The organism is Lentimicrobium sp. S6, assembly GCF_013166635.1.
Taxonomy (GTDB): domain Bacteria; phylum Bacteroidota; class Bacteroidia; order Bacteroidales; family UBA12170; genus UBA12170.
The window spans coordinates 13,098-36,247 of the sequence record NZ_JABKBZ010000045.1; the positions used below are offsets into that span (position 1 = coordinate 13,098).

A 23,150-nucleotide genomic window follows, 5' to 3' on the forward strand; every position below is an offset into this window, starting at 1 on the left:
GTTCCTCCTAAAATGTTGCATTAATACCAAATGTAAATGATCTTGTATTAGGGTAGACATTGTATTGGTCGATACCATAAGCAAGATTTGAATAATATATTTCTGGATCAGCACCAGAGTAACCAGTAATAGTAAATACATTATTGGCAGCAACATATAATTTTACTTTCTTTAACCAACTTACTTTTTCAAGGTTGAAATTATAACCTAAAGAAACATAATCAAGTTTTACAAAAGTAGCATCTTCAACATATTCACTAGCTACAACTGCAGTTGATGTTCTTCCTTGGTCATACCAATCTAAGGCATCTTCCATGGCATTTAAATCAGGCAAATCAAATGGAGAATCTAAGAAAGATTTTGTAGCATTATATTTTTGATGTCCAATCATGGAACGTAGAGCAAAATCCAAAGTCCAATTTTTATAAAATTTGAAATTATTACTCCACCCTACTTCTACATCAGGGTTAGGAGAGCCTACAAAAGTTCTTTTTGCATCGGCCATTTGAGTCGTGTACCCTCCACTTTGAGAACGGTAAATAAACTGGCCATCTTGAATAGAAACAATTTCAGGAGTATAAAACTCACTAACTTCGTGTCCTACTTGGTTTCTTACCGTATAGTAACCTTCACCTACTGCACCTCTACCAGAGATATATCCATCGTTTCTCCCTTCAGCTCCAAATTCTCCAAGTTCTTTCCACTCAGATTTGTTTTTTGCCACGGTTAAGGAAGTTTTATAGCTAAAGTTTGAGTTGTCAACTACAAAAGCTTGTAGAAATAATTCAATACCTTGATTGCTAACAGCGCCTATATTAGAGAATGTAGTACGGGCCAAGTTTGGAGGGACAGGCACATTCTGAGCATATAGTAAATCAGAAGTTTGTTTGTCATAAACCTCTAAACTACCACTTAGCTTGCTTTTAAAGAAAGCAAAATCAATTCCTATATTTACCTCTGCTGTTTTTTCCCATTTCAAATCAGGGTTTTCATTTCTAGCTGCTCCAAAAGAAACCACTTGTTGTCCTGTTTCTGGATTGGTGGCTAAACCTTGAGAAACCCAAGATAATTGACTATTTCCAATACCAATTTCTTGATTTCCAGAAATACCATAACTAGCTCTTAACTTTAATTGGTCAAGCCATGTGACATTATTTAAGAAAGCTTCATCTTGAATATTCCAACTGGCAGCAACAGTAGGGAACATACCCCATTTATTATTGGCTCCAAATTTTGATGAACCATCATATCTTAAACTAGCAGAAAGATAATACTTTGATAAGAAATTATACTGTGCACGTCCGAAGAATCCAATTAGAGTTTCTTGACTTTTATATGAACCTACATCACCATAATTAACTTCTGCAAAAGTTCTTAAATCATTAGCTCCAATATGAGGAGATTGAGGATTCTGTGCTTGTGCAAAAAGTCCATCAAAAGCTTTTTCTCTCCAAGAATAACCTGCCATCACATCGAGATTATGCTTTTCATTAATACTTTTGGTATAGGTTAAATATCCTTCGAAAAGTTTTTCAGCTGTATTGTCATATGATCTTCTACCAAATCCATTATCAGCAGAAGCAAACACACCTTTTGGTCTGAAATATGTATATTCTTGGTCATTTCTGATATAACTAATCATGGCAGTTCCTTTTAAACCATCAATGATATCTAAATCTGCCCTCAGGTTCCCTAAGTATCTTTTAGCATCTCTTTTATTTGTCACCATATTGATAACTGCTAATGGATTTTCATAATTGAAAACCCTTTGTGTTTGGTCATATCCACCGGTAGAATTATAAACAGGATCTGTAGGGTTTCTAGTTAATGCCTGATAAATAATGTCATCTTTATCATTTCCACCATAATTTTCATAATCATTGTTTTCGAATGAAGTAGAAAGATTTGCATTTAAGGTTAACTTATCATTTATGCCTTTGTGGGTTATATTCATTTTGGCAGTAGTTCGTTCTTTTTCTGTCCCTTTCATTACACCCACCCAGTTGGCATTTGTAATGGAAGCTCTGTAGAAGCTTTTTTCAGAACCACCAGAAAAGCTTAAATTATTTTCAAAAGTACTTCCTTGTCTATAGATTTCATTCTGCCAATCAGTATTTGCTCCACCATCAATGAAATAGTCACTTACTGTAGAACCAGGGTTCTCAGCAATAGCATCAGCATATTTGATTGGTGCAAAAGCTCTAATCTGATCCGCATTAAGCATGTTAATTGTATTAGCAACATTGCTTACTGAATATTTAGAATTAAAGTTAACCTCTGAAACTGCTTCCCCATTTTTAGTACCACCTTGTTTTGTAGTAATAATAATAACACCATTGGCACCACGAGAACCATAAATAGCAGTACTAGCAGCATCTTTTAAAACATTATAATTCGCAATATCTTCTGGAGCAACACTCGTGGGATCTGCACCAGGAACACCATCAATCACATATAAAGGCTCCACGCTACTGTCAAAACCAGAAGCACCTCTAATACGAACAGAGAAACCACCATTCGGGTCACCACCTTTTTTGGTAATTGAAACACCAGCTGCTTTACCTTGTAATCCTTGTATAGGATCAGATAATGCACCTTGGTTTAATTCCTCAGCTGTAACATGCGAAACAGCCCCAGTTTTGTCTGATTTCTTTTGTGTACCATAACCAATAACGATGACCTCATCAAGAAGCTCTGATTTTGGAGCTAAGACAATGTCGATTGTAGATTGTGCGGCAATAATTTCTTGTTCGTTATAGCCAATGTAAGAATAAACAAGAGTAGTTCCTTGTTCAACAGTAATGGAATAATTTCCATCGAAATCTGTAGTAGTACCTTGTGTGGTACCTTTTTGAATTACAGAGACACCTATTAATGTAGTTCCATCTTCCGAATCGGTAATGGTACCAGTCACGGTGATTTGCTGTGCGTTAGATAGCGATACCATTCCTATCATCAAGAATAGAAAAAGTATAGGCCATTTCCCCAGTTTTTGTAACATCATACTATGTTTTTAGTGTTAATTTTTGATTAATAACCCCGCTAAAGTAGTAAATTTTTAGTGATTTACAGTGGTTTTGCTATATAGAAGAGTCAATAAAGTCCGCAATCGTTTGCGAAAACGTTTGATGTTGACAAATATTAAAAAAGGCCATATTTATTAATATGGCCTTTAAATATTTTGTAAGTAATTTACTTATTTGAACTGGATGATGGTAGATTCTTTTGCGGGAATCTCAAAATCATCGATAATAATGGTTTCTTTTGAAAAAATATCAGTCCCTTCAATATTAGCTATTTCCATTTCAGGAAAGCTAGAAGAATTCAACTTTCTACTTCTATTTCCTTTATTGATGATCACCATGATTTTCTGATTTTCATCGTATCTAAAGAATACATATAATCCACTGTCAGGGGCATAATGCATTAATTTCCCTTGATGGATGGTGCTACAGTTCTTTCTAAAATTCAATAAAGTTTTGAGGAATTCTTGTGCTTCTAAAGCTTTTGGACTTAAGTTTTCTCCAGTAAATGCATTCACTTTATCATTTGGCCATCCACCAGGAAAATCTGTTCTGATTTCACCATGATCGTGGGAAAGTGGATTTGACATCAGAATTTCAGTTCCATAGTATATTTGAGGTATTCCTCTTGTGGTGGCAAAGTAAGTTAATCCCATTTTATAGAGCTCAAAATCTTCATTCAACTGCGTATAATATCTGTCCATATCGTGGTTGTCGGGAAAGATAACCAAGTTATTGGCATTTGGGTAAACATAGTCACAGGCAATGAGTTCGTATAGGTTATTTAAACCAGTATTCCATGCTTCCTCTTGTTTTAGGGACTCTACTAGTGTAGCCTGTAAAGGGAAGTCCATTAATGATGGCAGGCATGAGTTTAGGTTTTTGGTTTGTTCATTTCCTCTTTGCCATTTGGCGATAATAGAGGGGTTTAGGCTCCATTCTTCACCCACTATATTAAAGTTTGGGTATTCATCCATGATGGCACAGGTATAGGCTGACATGAATTCTGCTCCTGGATAAGGATGGGTATCGTGACGGATTCCTCCGAGGTCGGCTACTTCAACCCACCAAATGCTATTTTGTATCAAATTATCGCGTAATAGGGGATGATCGCCATTTAAGTCTGGCATTTCACTAACAAACCAACCTTTCTCGAATTTTGCTTTGTCGGAAGGAGCAGCATAAGGATCATTAATGACTGTTCTGCGGTGATTGGTGATTTGATAAATATCTTTATCATTGATCCAGTCTTGGTCAGGCATATCCTTCATCCACCAATGTTCGCTTCCACAGTGGTTCATGATTTGATCCATGATGAGTTTAATCCCTCTTTTATCTGCTTCTTTGGAGAGGAGGATATAATCATCAATTGTACCATAGCGAGGATCTATTTTATAATAATCGGTTGTGGCATAACCATGATAAGAAGTACGAGGCATATGGTTAATGAGTATTGGATTCAGCCAAATGGCAGTGAATCCCATTTCTTGAATATAGTCTAAATGATCGATGACACCTTGTAAATCTCCTCCATGCCTTGCTTGGTTATCTTTCCTATTGAGCTCATCTCCTAATTCATCAAAGTGATCATTATAAGGATTTCCATTGGCAAAACGATCTGGAGTAATGAGATACATCACATCAGAACTATTAAAGCCTTCTCGTTGTGCTGATTCTTCTCGTCTGTCTTTTAATTCATATTGTATAGAGGAGGCTATTTTATTATTCTTGAGAAAATTTATTTTAATGGCATCCTCCGAAAACTTTTCATCAATAGCAATATAGATAAACAAGTAATTGGAGTTGTTGGTGAGTTCAGTTCTTAAGAGCTGAATCTGTTTATTCTCGATTTCAATTTTATGTTCAGCAATATTCTCTCCATAAAACATGATTTGTAATTCAGGATTATTCATGTTTTTCCACCAAAAAGGAGGTTCCATTCTTTCAACCAACTCTTCTTGGGCAAAACTATTTATTGAAAATATAATGGCTAGAATTAAGATTATATATTTCTTCATTATTGAGATTATTTAATATAAAAAAGCTGCTTATGAATTAGCAAACTAAAACATAAGCAGCAATGATTTGATCACCTTTTTACTGAGGTGTTAAATTATAAGTTTGAGCAGCTAAATCTACTTCAATAAGGTAAGTTCCATCAGCAGGAACAGGAATATTAACTGGGTCAGGATCTGCTTCAGTTGGTCTGAAAGCTAAGCTTCCTCCATAACCAGAAGTTCCATCTACAGTTCCCCATTGAGGAGCCCATTGACCAAGTACTTCAATAAATTTGATGCTATTTGCAGTTAAATCAGCTGTAAGCGAGAATTTACCAGCACCATCATTTGTCATTTCGATCGCAGCAGTATTGTCCCAACCAGCAGCAGAACCATCACCTAATAGATATAGGGTAGGAGATGCGGCATAAACCTCATAGCTAAGATTAGCGGTATCCACAACAATTCTATATAATCCAGCATCTGTTGGACATGGCATAGCCACAGGATCTGCTACATCTTCTGTTGGACGGTAAACTAAGTTTCCATTCTCACCAGTTCCGGCATCATCAGTTCCCCATTGAGGAGCCCATTGACCAAGAACAGAGATGAATTTGAAGAATAACCCTTCACCTCCTAGATTTGCTATAATGCCAAATTTACCATCAGCAATATGACTGGCTGGAAGAGCGTCTGTATTTGACCATCCGGGGTCTGTACCATCACCTAACATATAGATAGACTTAATTTTAATTTCAGAAGAATAAGGAGTAATACTAAGAGTAATGGTTTCAGAAACAGCAGATTCGCTAGTGTTGTTTGAAGTGATATTAGACTTCACACGGAAGTTTAAATTAGCAGCTTCATCAGCAGGGAAATTATTGGTGAGAAGCAAAGTATTCATTTGTGCAACTGTATAGTTGATTTCCAATTCTTGGGTGTTTTCTAAGAATATAGGAGATTCAAAATTATTTGATGCTTCATCCATTTCCACAGTATAAACAGTATTTGCTAAATTATTGAGGTTGTATCCAGTAGCTTTCCATTGAAAGGCATCAAACATTTCAGAAGCATTAGCTTCCAATAGTACATGAGCAGTTCCGCTGCTGGGGCTTGTAAATACTGGAGCGGCTATTTGCTCTGTATTTAAGATAGGTTCTTTTTCTTCCTTTTCACAAGAATACATCAGGAGTAAACTGAACAATCCAAGGTATAATATTGTTATTTTTTTCATTGTCTTCGTTTTTAAAAAATTAGTATCCACTGTTTTGTGTAAGATTAGGGTTAGCACCTATATCTGTTGATGGAATAGGAAATAGATTATATTTTTCATCAACAGCAGTACCTGTAGCTACATTTCCTTTCCAATCCCAAAGATAATTACCACTAGTGAATTTACCGAAGCGAATGAGGTCGGTTCTTCTGTGACCTTCCCAATACAATTCTCTAGCCCTTTCATCTAATAAGAAATCAAGAGTTAAATCTGCAGCTGTAATGTTTTGAGAATCCTCACCAAAAGCTCTGGAGCGAACTCTGTTTACATATTCTACGGCTTTTCCTAGGTCACCATTACCACCTCTAATAACAGCTTCAGCATACATCAAGTAGAAATCAGCCAATCTGAAGACAGCATAGTCATTATCTGGATAGGTTAAATCAGAACCAATACTTCCATCTCTATTGATATTTCTAAACTTGGTGATGGCATAACCTTCAGTAAATTCAAAGATATTGTCAATCATTAATGTTTGACCATCAGCATGAAAAGCTGCACGAGAATCGTAAGAAGGAGCAGAGAATAATTCAACTAAATAAGTATAATCTGGAGCTCCAAGTTTGAGGCTGATTTTATAGGTTCCAGGAGCTGCAATAGCTATATTGTCTCCTCCCTCAGTTAGGATGCCGTCAGCACCAGTATCACCATAGTTTAGGTCCCAAGCATCATTAGCACGGAATTTAATTTCACCTTCTGCAAGGTCTGTAGTTAGTTCCCACATAGAAGTTTCGCTATTATAAACCATATCTTGGTCGGTATCCCATCCACCAGCAGTAGCAGAACCAATAAGTCCCCAATACGTATTTAATAAGGTATATGTTTTAGCAATTGTATCTACATTGATTTTATAGTATCCTGCATCGGAAGCAACAATATTTGCACCGCTTCTGTCTAAAGTTCCATCAGCATCATCATCACCCCAATCGTATGACCAGTCAGGATTAGTTGTAAATTTAAATTCTGTGCCTGCATCAGGGAAATTTAAGTATCCTTCATAAGTTCCATCATCAAGTACTGAAGCCAATACAGTTTCAGTATTACTTGGGTCCCAACCTTGGTGTGAACCGGGTACATATAATAATGGATAGTCGTTTAACTGTGGAGTAGGTGATAGCTTTAATGTCTCCTCGGTAATCTCTGGGTAGAATTTCTTAACGAAAGCACTTGTTGTACGAGTTCCTCCCCATCCACCATCGATACCAAAAGCAGCAGGATCCATAGTTCCACCAACTGCAGCATGAATGATAAAGGTCATACCTCCCCATGTACGAGTACTTATTCCATCAAATGTAACTGGGAAAATAACCTCAGAGCTTAAATGATTGTCAGCATTGAAATTATTGAAATAATTGTCTTCTAGTGAATAACCACCATCAATAATTTTACTACAATACTCAATAGCTTCAGTATTCATTTCAGAGTTGATATAAACATTTGCATTTAAATACAATTTGGCTAAAAGCGCCCAAGCAGCAGCTTTGTCAGCTCTTCCATATTCATTTGTTTTAGGATCGGGTAATTGACTTTCAATTGACTTTAATTCACCTTCAACATAAGCAAATAAAGCAGTTCTATCTATTTGTGTAGGTTGGAATGCTCCAACAGCATCGTTCTCAGTTACAAAAGGAGTGCTTCCATACATATCAAGCGCATGATAATAACTTAAGGCTCTTAAGTAACGAGCTTCTTGTCTATAGGCAATAATATTGGTTTTGTCATCTCCTGTGATATTTCTTTCAGATAATTTATCATCAGTAGATTCTCTAATGAACTCATTACATAAAGAAATTTGATAGAAAATACGATTATACATGGCAGTAACAAATTCATTTGAAGCTGTCCAATCCATGTCATGATAATCTCTTAAGTTACCATCGTTCCAAGCAATAACAGCTTCATCTGTTGTTAACTCTTGAGCTTTCCAATATTGTCTTAAATAGGTTGAAAACCCTTCGTCGATACCTGCTATATCGGGTTGTCCGGCAGGACCTTCTTGTCCACTAACAGAAAGGCCAGCATATAGTTTGGCCAGTACATTATAGTAATTAGCAGGGTTTTCATATACAGAGGCGGATGTGATCACAGTCTCATCCAAAGGGGTGGTGTCTAAATCTTTCATGCATGAAGAAAGACCAAGAGCCAATACTAATAATATGATATAATATTTTTTCATGATTTTATTTTCTTTGGATTAGATATTTAATTTTAAGCCTAGTACGAAGTTTCTAGAGCGTGGATAAACATTATTATCAACGCCACCAAATACTTCAGGATCAAGACCAGAATATTTTGTAAGAACAAATGCATTTTGCACTGTGAAAGATACATTAAGGTCTGATTTTTCACTAAAAAGTTTGCTAAATGTATATCCCAATCTAATATAATCCATTCTAAAGAAAGAAGCATCTTCTAGATAGTAATCTGAGAAATATTCATAATTACTAAAGTTAGTTTCAAGAGCGTCTTGTGTTACATTTATTAAATACTGAGTGTTGTTATACATTTGACCAACAGCTCCAGTAGAAGAACGAACATTATTATAGACATAATTTCCAATGTTACCATGACCTGCAAAGCTCAATTCTAATTGTTTGTAAGTAAATCTAGAGTTGATACCAAATGAATAATCTGCTGTAGGTTTATGAACTCTATATTTATCATCATCAGTAATAGTACCATCACCATTTCTGTCTACATAAAGGCCTTGTATGGGTTTACCTGCTTCATCATAAACTTGTTCATAAACATAGAATGAATTCATTGGGTAACCAACAGTATGAATTTGAATATTATTTCCTACACCACCACTGATTCCTCCGGTTGGAACGCCAATATAATCTGGATCATCATTTAGTGTTAATTTGGTGATTTTGTTTTCATTATAATTCATGTTTACACCTAATTCCCAATAAGTGTTTTGAGTAGAAATAATTCGTCCCGTTAAAGTAACTTCATAACCTTTGTTTTCCATAGAACCAATATTGGTTAAGATATAGTTAGACAAGTTTGATCCAGCAGGTACAGGAATGAAATTAATCATATCATCTGTGGTTTTCTCATAATATTCTAAGGAACCAAATATTCTATCTCTAGCAAAACCAAAATCTAAACCAACATTAAGCGTTGTTGTTTCTTCCCATTTAATATCTGGGTCATAACCACTAGGACGTAAGGTATATACAAATTGATTTCCGAATTGATACATAGCTGTCATTTCACTCCACATATATAACGGAAGGTAAGGATAATTAGATGTTCCAATATCTTGTTGACCTGTGACACCCCAACCTCCTCGTAATTTCAATTGAGATATGGCATTCACATCTTTCAGGAATGATTCTTCATTAATTTTCCAAGCTAAAGCAACGGAAGGAAATATACCAGCTCTAGTATCCTTAGAGAATCTGGAAGAATTATCATTTCTAACTGTAGCAGTTAAAAGATATTTCTCGTTAAGAGTATAGTTTAATCTACCAAAGAAAGATATTAAATAACTTTCAGTTGGTCTAATTGGACCATCTACAATATCAGTTTGAGAGATATTACTGTTATATCTATAGTCGTTACGATAAAAATGCTGCCAAGAATAACCAGCTGTCACATCAAATTTTGATTTAATGGACTCAATAGTTTTAGTATAATTTAAGTAAAAATCTAAAGTATTGTTTCTTTTGGCTTGAGAATAGTGATTCATGGTACCACCAATGAGGTTACCATCTCCATCAATGTCCCAAGAACTTCTTGCATTCATCGGAACATCTATTCTGCCTCTTGAACCACTAACATCGAAAGCCATATTCAGGTTGGCACGAAGTTCGGGTAAGAAATGGAATTTATAATCAGCCATAAAGTTTCCTAAATATCGGCTGACTTCTGAACGATCTTCTCTTTGTTCTAGCATTCCAACTGGGTTAGCAGGAGCAATAGTTATTGGATTCCCATTATCTTGCAACCATTCCCAATACCCACCATAGGCGTTTCCTTCGTCTCGAACAGGTTGAGTAGGGTCAAATGTTACAGCATTACCTATAGCACCATTATCGGCAAATCGGGTTTCTGTAAACATAGTTTTTATATTGAAATTTAGTTTTAAGTAATCATCAAAGAGTGTAGGGCTTAATGAAACCGCTGCAGTAGTTCTTTTGTAATTAGAAGTATTTACAATACCATTTTGGTCCATATATCCTAGAGATACATAATAAGGTATGTTTTCTGTACTTCCCTTTACGCTAACGGTGTGGTCTTGGCTAAAAGAATTACTCATGATTTCTTTTTGCCAATCGGTATTTGCAGTTCCTAATAAGGCCGCTTGAGTGGATTCCTCTCCAAAATAGCTTTTGATTTGGCTTCTGAATTGATTTGCATCAAGAGACTCTATATAGGCAGGAATAGTATTTACCGTAGCTTTTCCATTATAAGTCAATACAAAAGGAGCTCCCTTTGTACCTCTTTTGGTAGTCACCTGAATAACACCATTTGAAGCTCTAGAACCATAAATAGCAGTAGCACTCGCATCTTTTAGTACCGTCATAGATGCAATATCATCAGGGTTAATAGTACTTAAGGGATTACCTAATCCAGAAATTCCATCATTATCCACTGGAATACCATCGATGACCACAAGTGGATCATTGTTTGCACTCATACTAGCACTTCCTCTAATTCTTATAGTGCTACCACCACCAGGTGCACCATCAGTAGTAACTTGAACACCAGCAATTTTACCTGTAAGTAGTTCTTGCGGAGAAGTGATAACACCTTGGTTAAAGTCTTTTTCACCAATAGTGGCCACAGCTCCTGTTGCATCCCCTTTTTTTACTTCACCATAACCAATAACTACAATTTCATTTAAAATCTCTGATTTGTAGTTCATGCTGACATTAATTCGAGTACCAGATACTAGAATCTCTTGTTCCTCATAACCAATGTAAGTGAAAATTAATGTAGCACCTTCATTAACGGAAATAGAATACCTTCCGTCGATATCGGTAATGGTACCATTCATAGTACCTTTTTCAAGAACAGTTACACCAATTAAGGTAATACCGTCTGATTCATCAATTATTGTCCCGTCCACAGTCGTTTTCTGACCATAAACCATAACTGAAAATCCAAATGCTAAAATTAAAAGGCATAAGGACCGTAGTTTTTGATAAATTTGTAACATATTTGATTTGTTTGATGTGTTATTAAAATAACATAGTTTTGATTAAAAATTCAAAGCACTAATTTAAGAAAAATTAACATGAATAACAGGAAATCAATATTATAATAAAATATAGCTAACGCAATCGTTTTCACAAACGTTTGCAGTTGAAAAAAAATGTGTAATTTTATACCATAAAACTAAGAATAATCACATGAGTAGACACCCAATCACCATAAAAGATATAGCTAGAATTCTTAATGTCTCCGTTTCCACGGTGAGTAGAGCTTTAAAAGATCATCCGGATATTAGTAAAGCTACTAAAAAATCGGTGCAAGATATGGCTCGTGAACTCAATTATCGGCCTAATGAAATTGCATTGAGTTTAAAGAATAGAAGAAGTAAAATTATTGGGATTATGGTACCTCAGTTGGTACATCATTTTTTCTCTTCTGTGATTGAGGGTGTTGAGAATGTAGCCTATGATCAAGGCTATCAAGTTATGATTTATCATAGTGATGAATTATTAGAAAGAGAATTGCAATTGATTCAGTCTTTTATGTCCTATAGATTGGATGGTTTAGTGGTTTCTATGAGTAAGGAAACCAAAGATTTTGCTCACTTTAATAAACTCTCACAACTGGGCGTCCCCATTGTGTATTTTGATAGAGTTCCTGAAGGCGATTATAATAAAGTTTTATTTGATGATTATCAAGGTGCTTTTGATGCCGTTCAACATATGATAGATTGTGGATGTAAGAAGATTATTCATTTTGCAGCCTCCTCAAGTATGGATATTGGAAAAAAGAGAAAGCAAGGGTATATTGATGCATTGAAAAAGAATGGATTAGAGGTGAATGATGCCTTTATTGTAGAATGTGATACCTATGAATGTGCTTTGAAATCTGCAGAGGATATACTCTATTTGTTTCCTGATTTGGATGGGATTTTTGCAGTTAACGATTTAACAGCAATTGGAACGATGAAGCAATTGGTGAAAAAAGGCAAGAGAATTCCTGAAGATATTAAAGTAATGGGCTTTACTAATGAAACGAGTTCCGCTATTTATTCGCCAAGTTTGAGTACAGTGGATCAACAAGGTGTGCAAATGGGAGAGGAGGCTGCTAAACTCTTATTAGACAATATGGATGGGATAAAGCGTGCCATAACCAAAACCATCTCGGCTAGTTTAGTTTTACGAGAATCAACAGGAGTAAAATAGTTGAGTAATTACCAGTCGTTTGGTAAATCTTTTTGAGAATTAAAATTTCTAAAACATGTTTGTAAAGCATCTTCATGAGAAAGTTTGATGATATTATGTGATCTGCTTCTGATAAAACTAATAAGTTTTACCTTCTTGCTTTTGATATGCTCTTGCATGCTTTCCAGAATGCTTTTATGATAAAAACCAATGAGTGGATGTATTTTTCCGTCAGCTGTTTCAAATAATAGGATTTCCTCACCATTATAAGTATCAATGAGCTTTTGAATTAATTCTTCGGAAATAAATGGGCTGTCACAGGGCAGTATTAAATTTAATGCTAGATTTGATTCCATTAATGAAGAATATAATCCGCCCATAGGCCCTAGTTCTGGATAAATATCATGGATAACTGGATATCCAAAACGAAGATAATCTTTTTGATTGGCAGATATTAAAATTTTCGTGGAAAATATTTGCGCCATTTCTAGGGCATATTCTATCATTTGTTTCTTCCTGAAAACAAAAAGTCCCTTATCAGTACCAAACCGACTGCTTTTTCCCCCTGATAAAATAATAGATCCGAATTTCATATATGCAAAAGTACTATAATATTCAGTATGGATTGTGAATCGAAGTACCACGAAAAATATCTTTAAATTGCCATACAATTTATATCTTTGAAAAAAATTGCAAGCATGCTACTTAAAGAGAGAATACTGAGTTTGTCTGAAGAACTTTTTGAAACCATTAATGGACACAGAAATTGGCTTCACCAACATCCTGAAACTGCTTTTGAGGAGTTTAAAACAGCTAATTATATCTGTGCATTTTTAAAGGAGCAAGGCATTAAATATGAATATGGTATTGCTAAAACGGGGATAGTTGGAATCATAGAAGGCAAGAATCCTCAGAAGAAGGTCATTGCACTTAGAGCTGACATGGATGCTTTGGAAATTAAGGAGGAAAACGAAATTCCTTATAAGTCATTAAATGCGGGAATGATGCATGCCTGTGGTCATGATGCTCATATGGCATCATTAATGGGAACATTGAGTATTTTAAATCAAATAAGAGATCAATTTGAAGGCACTGTTAAATTTATTTTTCAGCCTTCGGAGGAGAAAAATCCCGGTGGTGCTAGTGTTATGATTAAAGAAGGAATTCTTGAAAATCCAGCACCAGAAAGTATCTTCGGACAACATGTTTATCCAGATTTAGAAGTTGGAAAAGTGGGTTTCAGACCAGGGAAGTATATGGCAAGTACCGATGAGATATATTTAGATGTACGAGCTAAAGGAGGACACGGAGGAATGCCACATCAAATTATTGATACTGTATTGATTGCATCGCATATCATTGTGGCATTACAACAGATAAGCAGTAGACGAGCCAACCCGACTATGCCCACAGTTTTATCCTTTGGTAAGTTTATAGCAAACGGACAGACTAATGTAATTCCAAGTCATGTTCGTATAGAAGGAACCATGCGTACTTTTAATGAGGCATGGAGGCAAGAGATGCATCAAGAAATCAAGCAAATTGCCTCAGGAATAGCAAAAAGTATGGGTGGAGGTTGCGAGGTTGAAATAAGTCATGGTTATCCATTTGTAGATAATAATGAGGAACTAACATTAAGAGCAAAACAGAATGCTATTGAGCTTTTGGGTGAAGACTTAGTTGTGGATTTAGATATGCGAATGACTGGTGAAGATTTTGGTTTTTATTCACAAGAAATACCAGGGTGTTTTTACCGTTTTGGAACAAAAAATGAAAAGCTAGGTATTCAATCTAAACTTCACACACCAACATTTGATATTGACTCAGATGCACTAAAAACGGGTATGGCCCTTATGGCATGGTTGGCTATTAAAGAATTACAAAATGTTGCGAATCAAATTTAAAAGCTCTACTTTTACATCTGCTTATTTAAAATCAAATTTATTGCCAATCATTTACTTGAATTAAATGCTTAAGTCTGTCATGTTGTTGGTTGCTAGTGCTGTATGATGGGTTTGAAATGGGTTGACGAATATAAAACTGTTTGGTAGAAGAAAAAATATTCTATTGGCACTTTATGCGTTTGATTACTAGAGAATAAAAATTAACGTCATGTTGGAGGATAAAAAGAAAGTTTTAATTGTAGATGATTCAATAACCAATTTGCAAGTTATTGGCAAGATGCTTGAAAGAGAACAATTTCAAGTTATTTTTGTTGAGAGTGGTTATGAAGCCCTAAATCTTTTAAAAGAGAATTACATGCCGGATATTCTTCTTCTTGATATTATGATGCCGGGTATGAGTGGTTTTGATTTTAAGGAACAAATTAATAAACATGAAATCTGGAAAACAATTCCAGTTATTGTCATTAGCGCCCTGTATGAGCAAAATGATAAATCAACAGCATTTGAATTGGGCTGTGTGGATTTCATGGTTAAGCCGATTCACAAGCTTGAGGTTTTGCACCGGATAAATGTGCAGTTAAACGCTAAAGAACAACAAAGGCAATTAAATACCATAAACTCAGAACTTCAAGAGGCCAATAAATCTAGAGATAAAATTTTTTCTATTATATCTCATGACTTGAGAACTTCTATAGGGAACATAAAAAATGTTTTTAGGTTTATTTTGGATGGTCTAATTGATCCTAAAGAGGATTTTGAGCTTTTATCCGATGCTGAAATCACAGCACGTAATACTTATAATCTTTTAGAGAATTTATTGTTTTGGGCGAAATCTCAACAAGGCCAAATCATTTATCGTCCGGAGTTGATTAATTTATCACGACTAATTTCCGGAATTGTGGAAATGGAAAGAGGTTCTATAGTAAGTAAAGAAATAGAACTAGTTGAAGCAGTTCCTGCAGATTTCTTTGTTTGGTCAGATAAAGTACTACTTTCCATTGTTGTTAGAAACCTTTTGGCTAATGCCGTTAAATTTACGGATGAAAAAGGTAAAATTATCATCCAAGCACTGCCAGACGTAGATAAAATTAAACTTTCCATTATTGATAATGGAGTTGGAATGAATGAAGAACAATTGAATAAAATAAAAGGTAAAGAAACCTTCACTTCGATGGGTACTCATAATGAAAAGGGCACTGGATTAGGATTGATTCTGGTTAAAGATTATGTGGAGACATGTAATGGAGAATTTGAGGTGAAGTCAGTTCTTAATGAAGGCAGTGAGTTTATTGTTTTTTTACCTATAGAAGAAGATTGATGAAATTATTGTATTCAAAAGCAAAGATTGTATCACTAATTATTCTATTTTGTTTTTTATTTATAGGAAATTTAAAATCACATGGTTTCGTTTTTGCCTCCTATGAAAATATATTATTGAATAAGGGTTACAAAAATGCGAATGGGTTAAAGGCAGCTAAGAATTTAGAAGATAATTGGTATTGTAATGAGGACAGGTTAGTACTTATTGATAGTTTGCTTAATCAGTATAAGAATGATGCTCAGATGACAGAGTATTTAATGATTCAGAAAAGCACTCATTTTAGGTTTTTTTCCAAGCATGATGAGTCTTTGAAAATTTTAGATCAGGCTCTTCAAAATAAAATAGTATTTAATAAAGGCTTATTACTACAGTTAAAAGCTGTCAGTTACATTCAAGATAATCAACTTGCCCAAGCATATGATTTACTTCTTTTAGAACAAGAAGTAGAAGAAAATAATACAGATACTATTCGTCTTATATATAATAGAGTTTCTCTAATGAATACTCTAAGGAACTATCGTGATTTATCTTTTTCGAGCAAATATTATTTTGAAGCATTATTACTAGCTGAAAGCTATGGGAATAATGTAGCTTTAGCTTCCGTGCTTAGAAGATTTGGACACCTTAATACTATCGAAAACCCTGATTTTGCAGGAGAACTATTTGCTAAATCTTGGGATATCATGAGAAATGAGAAAAGTGTTCAGAGAATCCGTGGAGCAATATCATATTTAAAATTTTTAGTTACTCATAATAATTATGAAAAATTTAATATTGTTTTCAAGGAAATAGAAAAAGAACTAGATGAATCTTGTTTTTATAATTTAGCAGGAACAATATTTACACTCAATGCATTTAAGTATTCAAAATTACAACAATATGATTCTTCACGAATTTATAATAGTTTGGCTTTAGAATCTCGACTAAAGGGAGGAGTGGCTCAACTAATTGGAGCTTCGTATTTAAATCTTTTTCAGAATGCTTTGAAAATTAATGAATTAGATGAGGCTTATGAGTGTCTGTCTTTGTCAAAGAGTTATTTATTGCAGAATAAAGCATTGAGTAATAAACGATATTATTTACAATATAAACTTGATTATTATACTATTGTTAATAATACTGATTCTATTATTGATACTCAAAATCAGTTGATTGGATTAAATGAAAAGTTTTATAAAGAGCAAAATGCATCTTATGTGGCACGGATAAACTTAGAACATAATCTAAAAGTTAAACTTGAAAGGGAAACCTTTGAAATAGAAATAAAGAGCAGAAAGAGTAAGATTACCTATTTGATAGTTATTTCCTTTTTACTCGTGATTATTATTATTGGTTTAAGTTATTTATTCGTCAATAAATCTAGAAGGTTTAATATTCTTAAGATTCGCTCAAAAATAAGCTTCGCCAGTATTGATGAATACAAAAAAGAAATAAAGCAATTAAAAAATGTATTTGAAAATGCTGTAACTGGATTTTTTATACTTGATAGGGATTTTAAAACTCGCTATGTAAATAAGAGAGCGGAAAGTATTTTTCAATCGCATGAGAAACAGATGGCGTCAAAGCCATTTTCTGATATGTTTTTAGATATATATCATAAAGAAATTGAAAAGGGTTTGGAGAAAGTAACTATGACTTTGCAAAATTGCGAGTTGCAGGTGAAACATAGAATTAATGAAAGTGATTTAGTATTAAATCTCTCTTTCTCCCCAATGATCATTAATAATGAACTAGAATCTATTTTGGTAATTGCTCTTGATATATCCAGTAGGGTTAAAGCACTTGAATTAGAAAAGAAGCAGCGAATGATTCTACAAACTTTGTTTAATTCAGTTACCGAGTCTATTATATTATTGGATGGCGAAGGAAATATTGAATCCATAAATGAAACTGCAGCAAAACGCCTTGGTAAAACGGTTGAGGAATTAATAGGAGATAATTATTTTAATCAGTTGCCAGAAATAGTTAAAGCAGGTAGAATTCAGAAAGTGAGAAAATCTATTCAAGATAAAAAGGCAGTTATTTATGATGAAAATATCGATTCATATAATTCATTAGTTTCTATTTATCCCAGTTTCGATGCTGATGGTGATGTCAATTATATTGCGGAATTTCTACAAGATATTACAGAACGGAGGATGGCAGTTGAGCAGATAAATTCTTTAAGGCAAAAAGTATTGAGATCACAAATGAACCCTCATTTTGTCTTTAATTCATTGAATGCAATACAAAGCTATGTTTTGAAAAATGATGCTAAAAAAGCTGTAAAATATCTAAATAGTTTTGCAAAATTAATTCGGATGATTTTAGATAGTTCTCGATTTGACTATATCAATCTTGATAAAGAAATACACATTTTGGAATATTACCTAGACTTACAACAACTCAGGTTTGGCGATAAATTTGATTGGTCTTTAAATGTAGATCCTAAAATTGATACTGATGGTACTTTAATTCCTGCTATGTTAGCACAGCCATTTATTGAGAATGCTATTGAGCATGGCTTGCAGCACTTAGAAGGTTCTGGTACTGTGAAAATCAGTTTTGTTAGAGATAAAGAAACTATTGTTTTCAAAGTGGTTGATAATGGAATTGGCAGAGAAGAAAGTAAGAAGTTAGATAAGGGAGAATCTCGTAGTGCTGAAAGTCTTTCTACAAAGCTATTTAAAGAACGTCTTTATACACTCAATAAATATACCGAACGAAAAATTACTTACGATATCATTGACCTAAAAGATGAACAGTCAAAGTCAAAAGGTACAATGGTGGTCATTAACTTGCCTATCATCTATAATTCTAATATAGATTAGTCTGTTATTATACTACTCTTCTATAAACTTGAACACTTCTATTTGGAGAATAGATATTCATTTTTGGCATGCCATTCTCATGTTTTGATAAGAATGGTAGATTTCCTTGGATTCTATCGAAGCCACCAAAATAACCAGCATCGGAATTGAAAACTAATTCATAAGAACCAATCTGAGGAGTCTGAATTGAATAATTAAAAGGACTCTTGATAGGGTGGAGGTTGAAAACAAAAACTAAGTTTTTGCGTTCAAATGCAATGATATTATTGGTCTCGTCCAGCCAAAGTTCTTGTGGAGCTCCGGATTTTAATATATCATTTTCTTTAGTAAAAGATATCATCGCCTTATCAAACTCTGAAAGATATTGGTATTTAAGACTGTCATTCTCTAGTAAAGACCATTGACGTCTAGCATACTGAAAGCTCCAATTATTTCCTTCTCTAGGAAAATCGATCCATTCAGGATGACCAAATTCATTACCCATAAAGTTGAGATAGGAATCACCACCTAATGAGATGGTCATCATTCGCATAACATTATGAAGATTGATACCTCTATCTACAATAATATTGGCGTCATCTTTTTTCATGTGGAAATACATCTCCTGATCCATCAGTCTGAAGGCAATGGTTTTGTCACCTACCAATGCTTGGTCATGAGATTCAGCATAGGCAATGGTTTTAATATGATAGTTTCTATCCACCATCGTGTGATAGAGCTGTTGCATATTCCATTCTTCATCGCTTTGTTCTTTGAGGAGCTTGATCCAATTGTCAGGAATTCCCATGGCCAAACGGTAGTTGAAGCCAAGGCCTCCATCCTCAATGGGGTGGCATAAACCTGGCAAGCCACTCACATCTTCTGCAATGGTAATGGCATTTGGATTAATGCTGTGACAAAGGTCGTTGGCCAATTGCAAATAGGTAACTGCATCAAATTCTACTCCTTGACTAAAATACCCATCTCTATTTCCAAAATCAACTCCTAGACCATGATGATGATATAGCATACTGGTTACGCCATCGAACCTAAAACCATCAAATTGGAATTCTTTCATCCAGTATTGAACATTGGAAAGTAAGAATTGTAAAACCTCTGTTTTCCCATAATTGAAAAGCTTAGAATCCCAAGCATCATGATATCCTCTAGGTCCTTCGTGGAAATATTGGTCTGGACTACCATCAAATTCATTCAAGCCTTCGAAAACATTTTTCACAGTATGACTATGCACAATATCCATAATCACACGAACTCCCATTCCATGGGCAGTATCTATAAGTGATTTGAGTTCTTCGGGAGTTCCAAAACGAGAGGAGGGAGCAAAGAAATTACTCACATGATAACCAAATGAGCCATAATAAGGATGCTCAGCAATGGCCATAATTTGAATGGTATTATAACCGCATTCTTTAATATATGGAAGTAGGTTTTCTTCGAACTCAGCATAGGTTCCAACATCAGCTTTTTCCTGTGCCATCCCCACATGAGTCTCATAGATAAACAAACTGTCATCAGCATTGAAATCAGCTTTGTTCTTCCATTTATAGTTTTCTTCCATCCATAACTGTCCAGTAAAATCTTTAGTCTCCTCATTTTGCAATAAGCGATTCATATAGGCAGGAATTCTAGCTGTGACCCCATTTTCCGTTTGAACTGCTACTTTTATTTTACTACCATGAATGAGTTTTTGATTTTCACTTCTCTTGATTTTAATTTCCCAAATTCCATTCTTTTTTAGGCTTAGTGGGTGTGTGAAATATTCCCAATCGTTAAAATCGCCCATTAAATACAAGCCTCTTGCTGCAGGCGCCCATTCTCTATAAATGATATAGTCTTTATCTTCAGAAAAATGAAAGCCCATATATTGATAAGCAGAAGCAAAGTTTTTTAAACTTCCGAACTCATTTTCTATGTTCTTTTTTCTATCAACATATCTTTGATAACGTTCGTAAATATCTTTAGATACAGGCTCTAGCCATGGATCTTCATTAACAATAGGCATTATTTTATATTCACTCATTGACCAGGGATTTTAGAGCACTAATTTAAGAAATTAAAATTCAAAAACTTGATAATAATAGGGTTTTAAATTCACAGATATTCCATCATTTACCATGGTATAATAAGGGAGTTTAATATTTTCTTTTGAAAAGACATTTTTGAAAACTTGATCTTTTAGTTTTGTGGTGTCTTTTTGTGCAAATTCAAGGGCGTGTCCAGGAATAATTACTTTTTGCTCCAATGTTTTATCAGAGAAATTAAGGATAAAAAGCAAACATTTTTTTTCAAAAGATCGGAAATAAGCAAAAACATGATTATGATAAAAATGATGGTTATATCTATTGGCCCATGTTAAATCATAAAATTCTCCATTTGCTATAATCGGATTGTTGATGCTCAGTTTCAATATCTTCTGATATTCCTTTTGAAGTAGTTTTTGACTAGAATTTAAGCCAGAACCAGAATAGGCTGACTTTCCTCTCCACTTTTGAATAGTCTCTACATTCCAATAATCGAAAATCGTTGTTCTGCTATCATCACCACTAAATCCTGTTGAGCCTTGGGCTGCTTCTCCAAATTCTTGTCCGAAATATGTCATGATTGGGCCATTATGCATAGTTGCACTAAGTAACATGGCGGGAATGGCTTTTTCTGCTTGTCCAGCAAAATAAGAGGAAGGAATTCTTTGCTCATCATGATTTTCAAGAAAACGGAGCATATATTCGTCCAAACCTTGTAAACTTTTCCAACTGTCGCTTAAGGTGCCTGCTGGTTTTTCTCCTCTAAGTACAGCTTTTAATTGGTCGTATAATCCTACTTTATCGTAGAGATAATCGAATTTTCCTTCTTTAATATAAGCTTCATATAGTTGAGGCTGATAGACTTCGCCAATAAATAGAATCTCTGGATTGATAGATTTAACCTGAGGAATAGCCCAAGCCCAAAATTCTACAGGTACCATTTCTACCATATCGCAGCGGAATCCATGGATGTTTTTAGCTGTCCAGAATTTGAGTATTTCGAGCATTCGCTCCCAAGTGTTTGGAATGGGAGAGAAGTGCTGCTGGTAATGGTTTTGAACATCAACCCCATAATTGAGTTTGATGGTTTCGTACCAATCTGTTATTTGAGGATGAGCATGAAAGCAATCATTGCCACTAAATTTGGCTGGGTTCTCAATGTATTTTTGCTGTTCACAGAAATCAAGTTTCAAATCTTCACCAGGTAGGTAATAAAAATTGTTTTGAGGATTAAAGCTTTGGTTTTTGTTATCAGTTTCACCTAAGTCTTGGATTCCCTTTGGCTTGTTCAAACTATTATAATCTCGACTTACATGATTGGGAATAAAATCGATGATGGTTTTCATTCCAGCAGCATTTGTTCTTTCAATAAGCTCCTCAAATTCTTTCATTCTTTGTGAAACATCCACTGCCAAATCGGGATTTACATCATAATAATCGGTGATGGCATAGGGAGAACCGGCTTTCCCTTTTACTATGCATTGGTCTTGCGACTTAAGCTTAGGATAATTTGTAGTGGTGGCATGGCGAATAATTCCAGTATACCAAATATAATTGATTCCTAGGTTTCTCGTCTTTTCTAAAGCCTGAGGAGTGAAATCATTAAACTTTCCGCATCCATTTTCATGGATATTGCCATTTGGGATTGGTTTTTTGTTTTGGTTTCCGAAGAGTCTGGGTAAGACTTGGTATATTGAGATTTTTTCTGTCATAGTTTCTGTAGTATAAAAGAACAAGGCGAATTTAGTAAAAATCGCCTTGTTGGTATTATGAGTATTAGCTTTGTGAATTCTTTAAGCTTTCACCACCTGATATTCCATATTCACCAATAAGTGAGCTTTGGGCTTTATAGACTGAACTACTTTGTGCTCTTGCTCTAAAACTCTTGCACGATATTCGTTTTGAGGTTCTTTGCCTCTCACTTTTTGCGCTTTTTTGGTTTCGTGATAAGTAAGCTCTATGAAAACACCTAAATCTACGCCGTTAGTTTCAACAGCATAAAGTCCATCAATAATCAACATATCCACTTCTGAATAATCTGTAGTGAGTTGGTCTACTTGCTCTGTCACTAGATCTACACATGGGCCTGTTGATTTGCTTCCAGTTTTGAACTCTTCTACATTTCTGTAGATGGTATCCCAATCATATTCGCCCAATCCTACAGCCGTTTCAATTCCATTCTCAGTTCTCCATTGTGTTCTTTCTAATGGGAGAATGCGATAATAATTATCAATATGTAATGGTTTAGCCGTAATCTTATGGCTTTTAAGTTCTTTCGCCACAGCGTGTGCCAATTCACTTTTTCCGGAACCACTTTCACCTGAAATGGCAATGATAAATTTATTTTTCTTTTGCTCTAAAATGACTTTAACAATATCATGAGCAGCATTTATATGCTTTTCTGTGATTAATAATACGTCGCCTAACATAAGTCTAAGTTTAAAGTTTAAA

The 23,150-nt window shown here is 34.7% G+C and carries 13 protein-coding genes; 4 read left to right on the forward strand and 9 right to left on the reverse strand.

The genetic code is table 11. From position 1 onward, the window contains the following. Positions 1–7: 7 nt before the first annotated feature. The 5 genes from HNS40_RS14390 to HNS40_RS14410 all read right to left on the reverse strand — a co-directional run bounded on the left by HNS40_RS14390 (position 8) and on the right by HNS40_RS14410 (position 11,463). Positions 8–3,001, reverse strand: coding sequence for a SusC/RagA family TonB-linked outer membrane protein (locus tag HNS40_RS14390; protein ID WP_172282009.1), 2,994 nt, complete (start codon positions 2,999–3,001; stop codon positions 8–10). Between the two features lie 195 nt (positions 3,002–3,196). Next, positions 3,197–5,041, reverse strand: a complete 1,845-nt coding sequence (locus tag HNS40_RS14395; RefSeq protein ID WP_172282011.1) for a glycoside hydrolase family 13 protein — start codon at positions 5,039–5,041, stop codon at positions 3,197–3,199. 79 nt (positions 5,042–5,120) lie between these two features. Then, on the reverse strand, positions 5,121–6,254 hold the full coding sequence (locus HNS40_RS14400) for a SusE domain-containing protein (RefSeq protein ID WP_172282013.1): 1,134 nt from the start codon (positions 6,252–6,254) through the stop codon (positions 5,121–5,123). A 19-nt stretch (positions 6,255–6,273) separates the two neighbouring features. Then, positions 6,274–8,469 carry a RagB/SusD family nutrient uptake outer membrane protein gene (locus tag HNS40_RS22950; protein WP_216663718.1) on the reverse strand — a complete coding sequence of 732 codons (2,196 nt, stop codon included), beginning with the start codon at positions 8,467–8,469 and terminating at the stop codon, positions 6,274–6,276. Between the two features lie 18 nt (positions 8,470–8,487). Beyond that, complete coding sequence (locus HNS40_RS14410; protein ID WP_172282014.1) at positions 8,488–11,463, reverse strand: TonB-dependent receptor; 2,976 nt, start codon at positions 11,461–11,463, stop codon at positions 8,488–8,490. Between the two features lie 193 nt (positions 11,464–11,656). On the opposite strand from HNS40_RS14410, the gene HNS40_RS14415 reads away from it, so the two are divergent. After that, positions 11,657–12,664, forward strand: a complete 1,008-nt coding sequence (locus tag HNS40_RS14415) for a LacI family DNA-binding transcriptional regulator (protein ID WP_172282015.1) — start codon at positions 11,657–11,659, stop codon at positions 12,662–12,664. An 8-nt stretch (positions 12,665–12,672) separates the two neighbouring features. Here HNS40_RS14415 and HNS40_RS14420 read toward each other — a convergent pair whose 3' ends face one another. Beyond that, positions 12,673–13,287 carry a molybdenum cofactor guanylyltransferase gene (locus HNS40_RS14420; RefSeq protein WP_172282016.1) on the reverse strand — a complete coding sequence of 205 codons (615 nt, stop codon included), beginning with the start codon at positions 13,285–13,287 and terminating at the stop codon, positions 12,673–12,675. Positions 13,288–13,341: 54 nt separating this feature from the next. On the opposite strand from HNS40_RS14420, the gene HNS40_RS14425 reads away from it, so the two are divergent. The 3 genes from HNS40_RS14425 (at position 13,342) to HNS40_RS14435 (ending at position 18,678) form a co-directional block, all read left to right on the forward strand. Continuing rightward, positions 13,342–14,547, forward strand: coding sequence for a M20 family metallopeptidase (locus tag HNS40_RS14425; protein WP_172282017.1), 1,206 nt, complete (start codon positions 13,342–13,344; stop codon positions 14,545–14,547). A gap of 208 nt (positions 14,548–14,755) precedes the next feature. Beyond that, complete coding sequence (locus HNS40_RS14430; RefSeq protein WP_172282018.1) at positions 14,756–15,865, forward strand: hybrid sensor histidine kinase/response regulator; 1,110 nt, start codon at positions 14,756–14,758, stop codon at positions 15,863–15,865. A gap of 116 nt (positions 15,866–15,981) precedes the next feature. Then, on the forward strand, positions 15,982–18,678 hold the full coding sequence (locus HNS40_RS14435; RefSeq protein WP_172282019.1) for a histidine kinase: 2,697 nt from the start codon (positions 15,982–15,984) through the stop codon (positions 18,676–18,678). 7 nt (positions 18,679–18,685) lie between these two features. Here the strand turns inward: HNS40_RS14435 and HNS40_RS14440 are convergent, their stop codons facing one another. From HNS40_RS14440 to HNS40_RS14450, 3 genes are all read right to left on the reverse strand, one after another. Beyond that, positions 18,686–20,698, reverse strand: coding sequence for an alpha-amylase family glycosyl hydrolase (locus tag HNS40_RS14440; protein WP_172282021.1), 2,013 nt, complete (start codon positions 20,696–20,698; stop codon positions 18,686–18,688). 33 nt (positions 20,699–20,731) lie between these two features. Then, a complete protein-coding gene (locus HNS40_RS14445) occupies positions 20,732–22,411 on the reverse strand; it encodes an alpha-amylase family protein (RefSeq protein ID WP_172282023.1) in 1,680 nt (559 codons plus the stop codon). 81 nt (positions 22,412–22,492) lie between these two features. After that, a complete protein-coding gene (locus HNS40_RS14450) occupies positions 22,493–23,128 on the reverse strand; it encodes a P-loop NTPase fold protein (protein ID WP_172282025.1) in 636 nt (211 codons plus the stop codon). Positions 23,129–23,150: the final 22 nt, after the last annotated feature.

What these genes read in the sequence shown, in the direction of transcription:
- HNS40_RS14390 (WP_172282009.1), bottom strand. Translation starts at nt 3,001, where the DNA reads ATGTTACAAAAACTGGGGAAATGGCCTATACTTTTTCTATTCTTGATG.
- HNS40_RS14395 (WP_172282011.1), bottom strand. Translation starts at nt 5,041, where the DNA reads ATGAAGAAATATATAATCTTAATTCTAGCCATTATATTTTCAATAAAT.
- HNS40_RS14400 (WP_172282013.1), bottom strand. Translation starts at nt 6,254, where the DNA reads ATGAAAAAAATAACAATATTATACCTTGGATTGTTCAGTTTACTCCTG.
- HNS40_RS22950 (WP_216663718.1), bottom strand. Translation starts at nt 8,469, where the DNA reads ATGAAAAAATATTATATCATATTATTAGTATTGGCTCTTGGTCTTTCT.
- HNS40_RS14410 (WP_172282014.1), bottom strand. Translation starts at nt 11,463, where the DNA reads ATGTTACAAATTTATCAAAAACTACGGTCCTTATGCCTTTTAATTTTA.
- HNS40_RS14415 (WP_172282015.1), top strand. Translation starts at nt 11,657, where the DNA reads ATGAGTAGACACCCAATCACCATAAAAGATATAGCTAGAATTCTTAAT.
- HNS40_RS14425 (WP_172282017.1), top strand. Translation starts at nt 13,342, where the DNA reads ATGCTACTTAAAGAGAGAATACTGAGTTTGTCTGAAGAACTTTTTGAA.
- HNS40_RS14430 (WP_172282018.1), top strand. Translation starts at nt 14,756, where the DNA reads ATGTTGGAGGATAAAAAGAAAGTTTTAATTGTAGATGATTCAATAACC.
- HNS40_RS14440 (WP_172282021.1), bottom strand. Translation starts at nt 20,698, where the DNA reads ATGAGTGAATATAAAATAATGCCTATTGTTAATGAAGATCCATGGCTA.
- HNS40_RS14445 (WP_172282023.1), bottom strand. Translation starts at nt 22,411, where the DNA reads ATGACAGAAAAAATCTCAATATACCAAGTCTTACCCAGACTCTTCGGA.
- HNS40_RS14450 (WP_172282025.1), bottom strand. Translation starts at nt 23,128, where the DNA reads ATGTTAGGCGACGTATTATTAATCACAGAAAAGCATATAAATGCTGCT.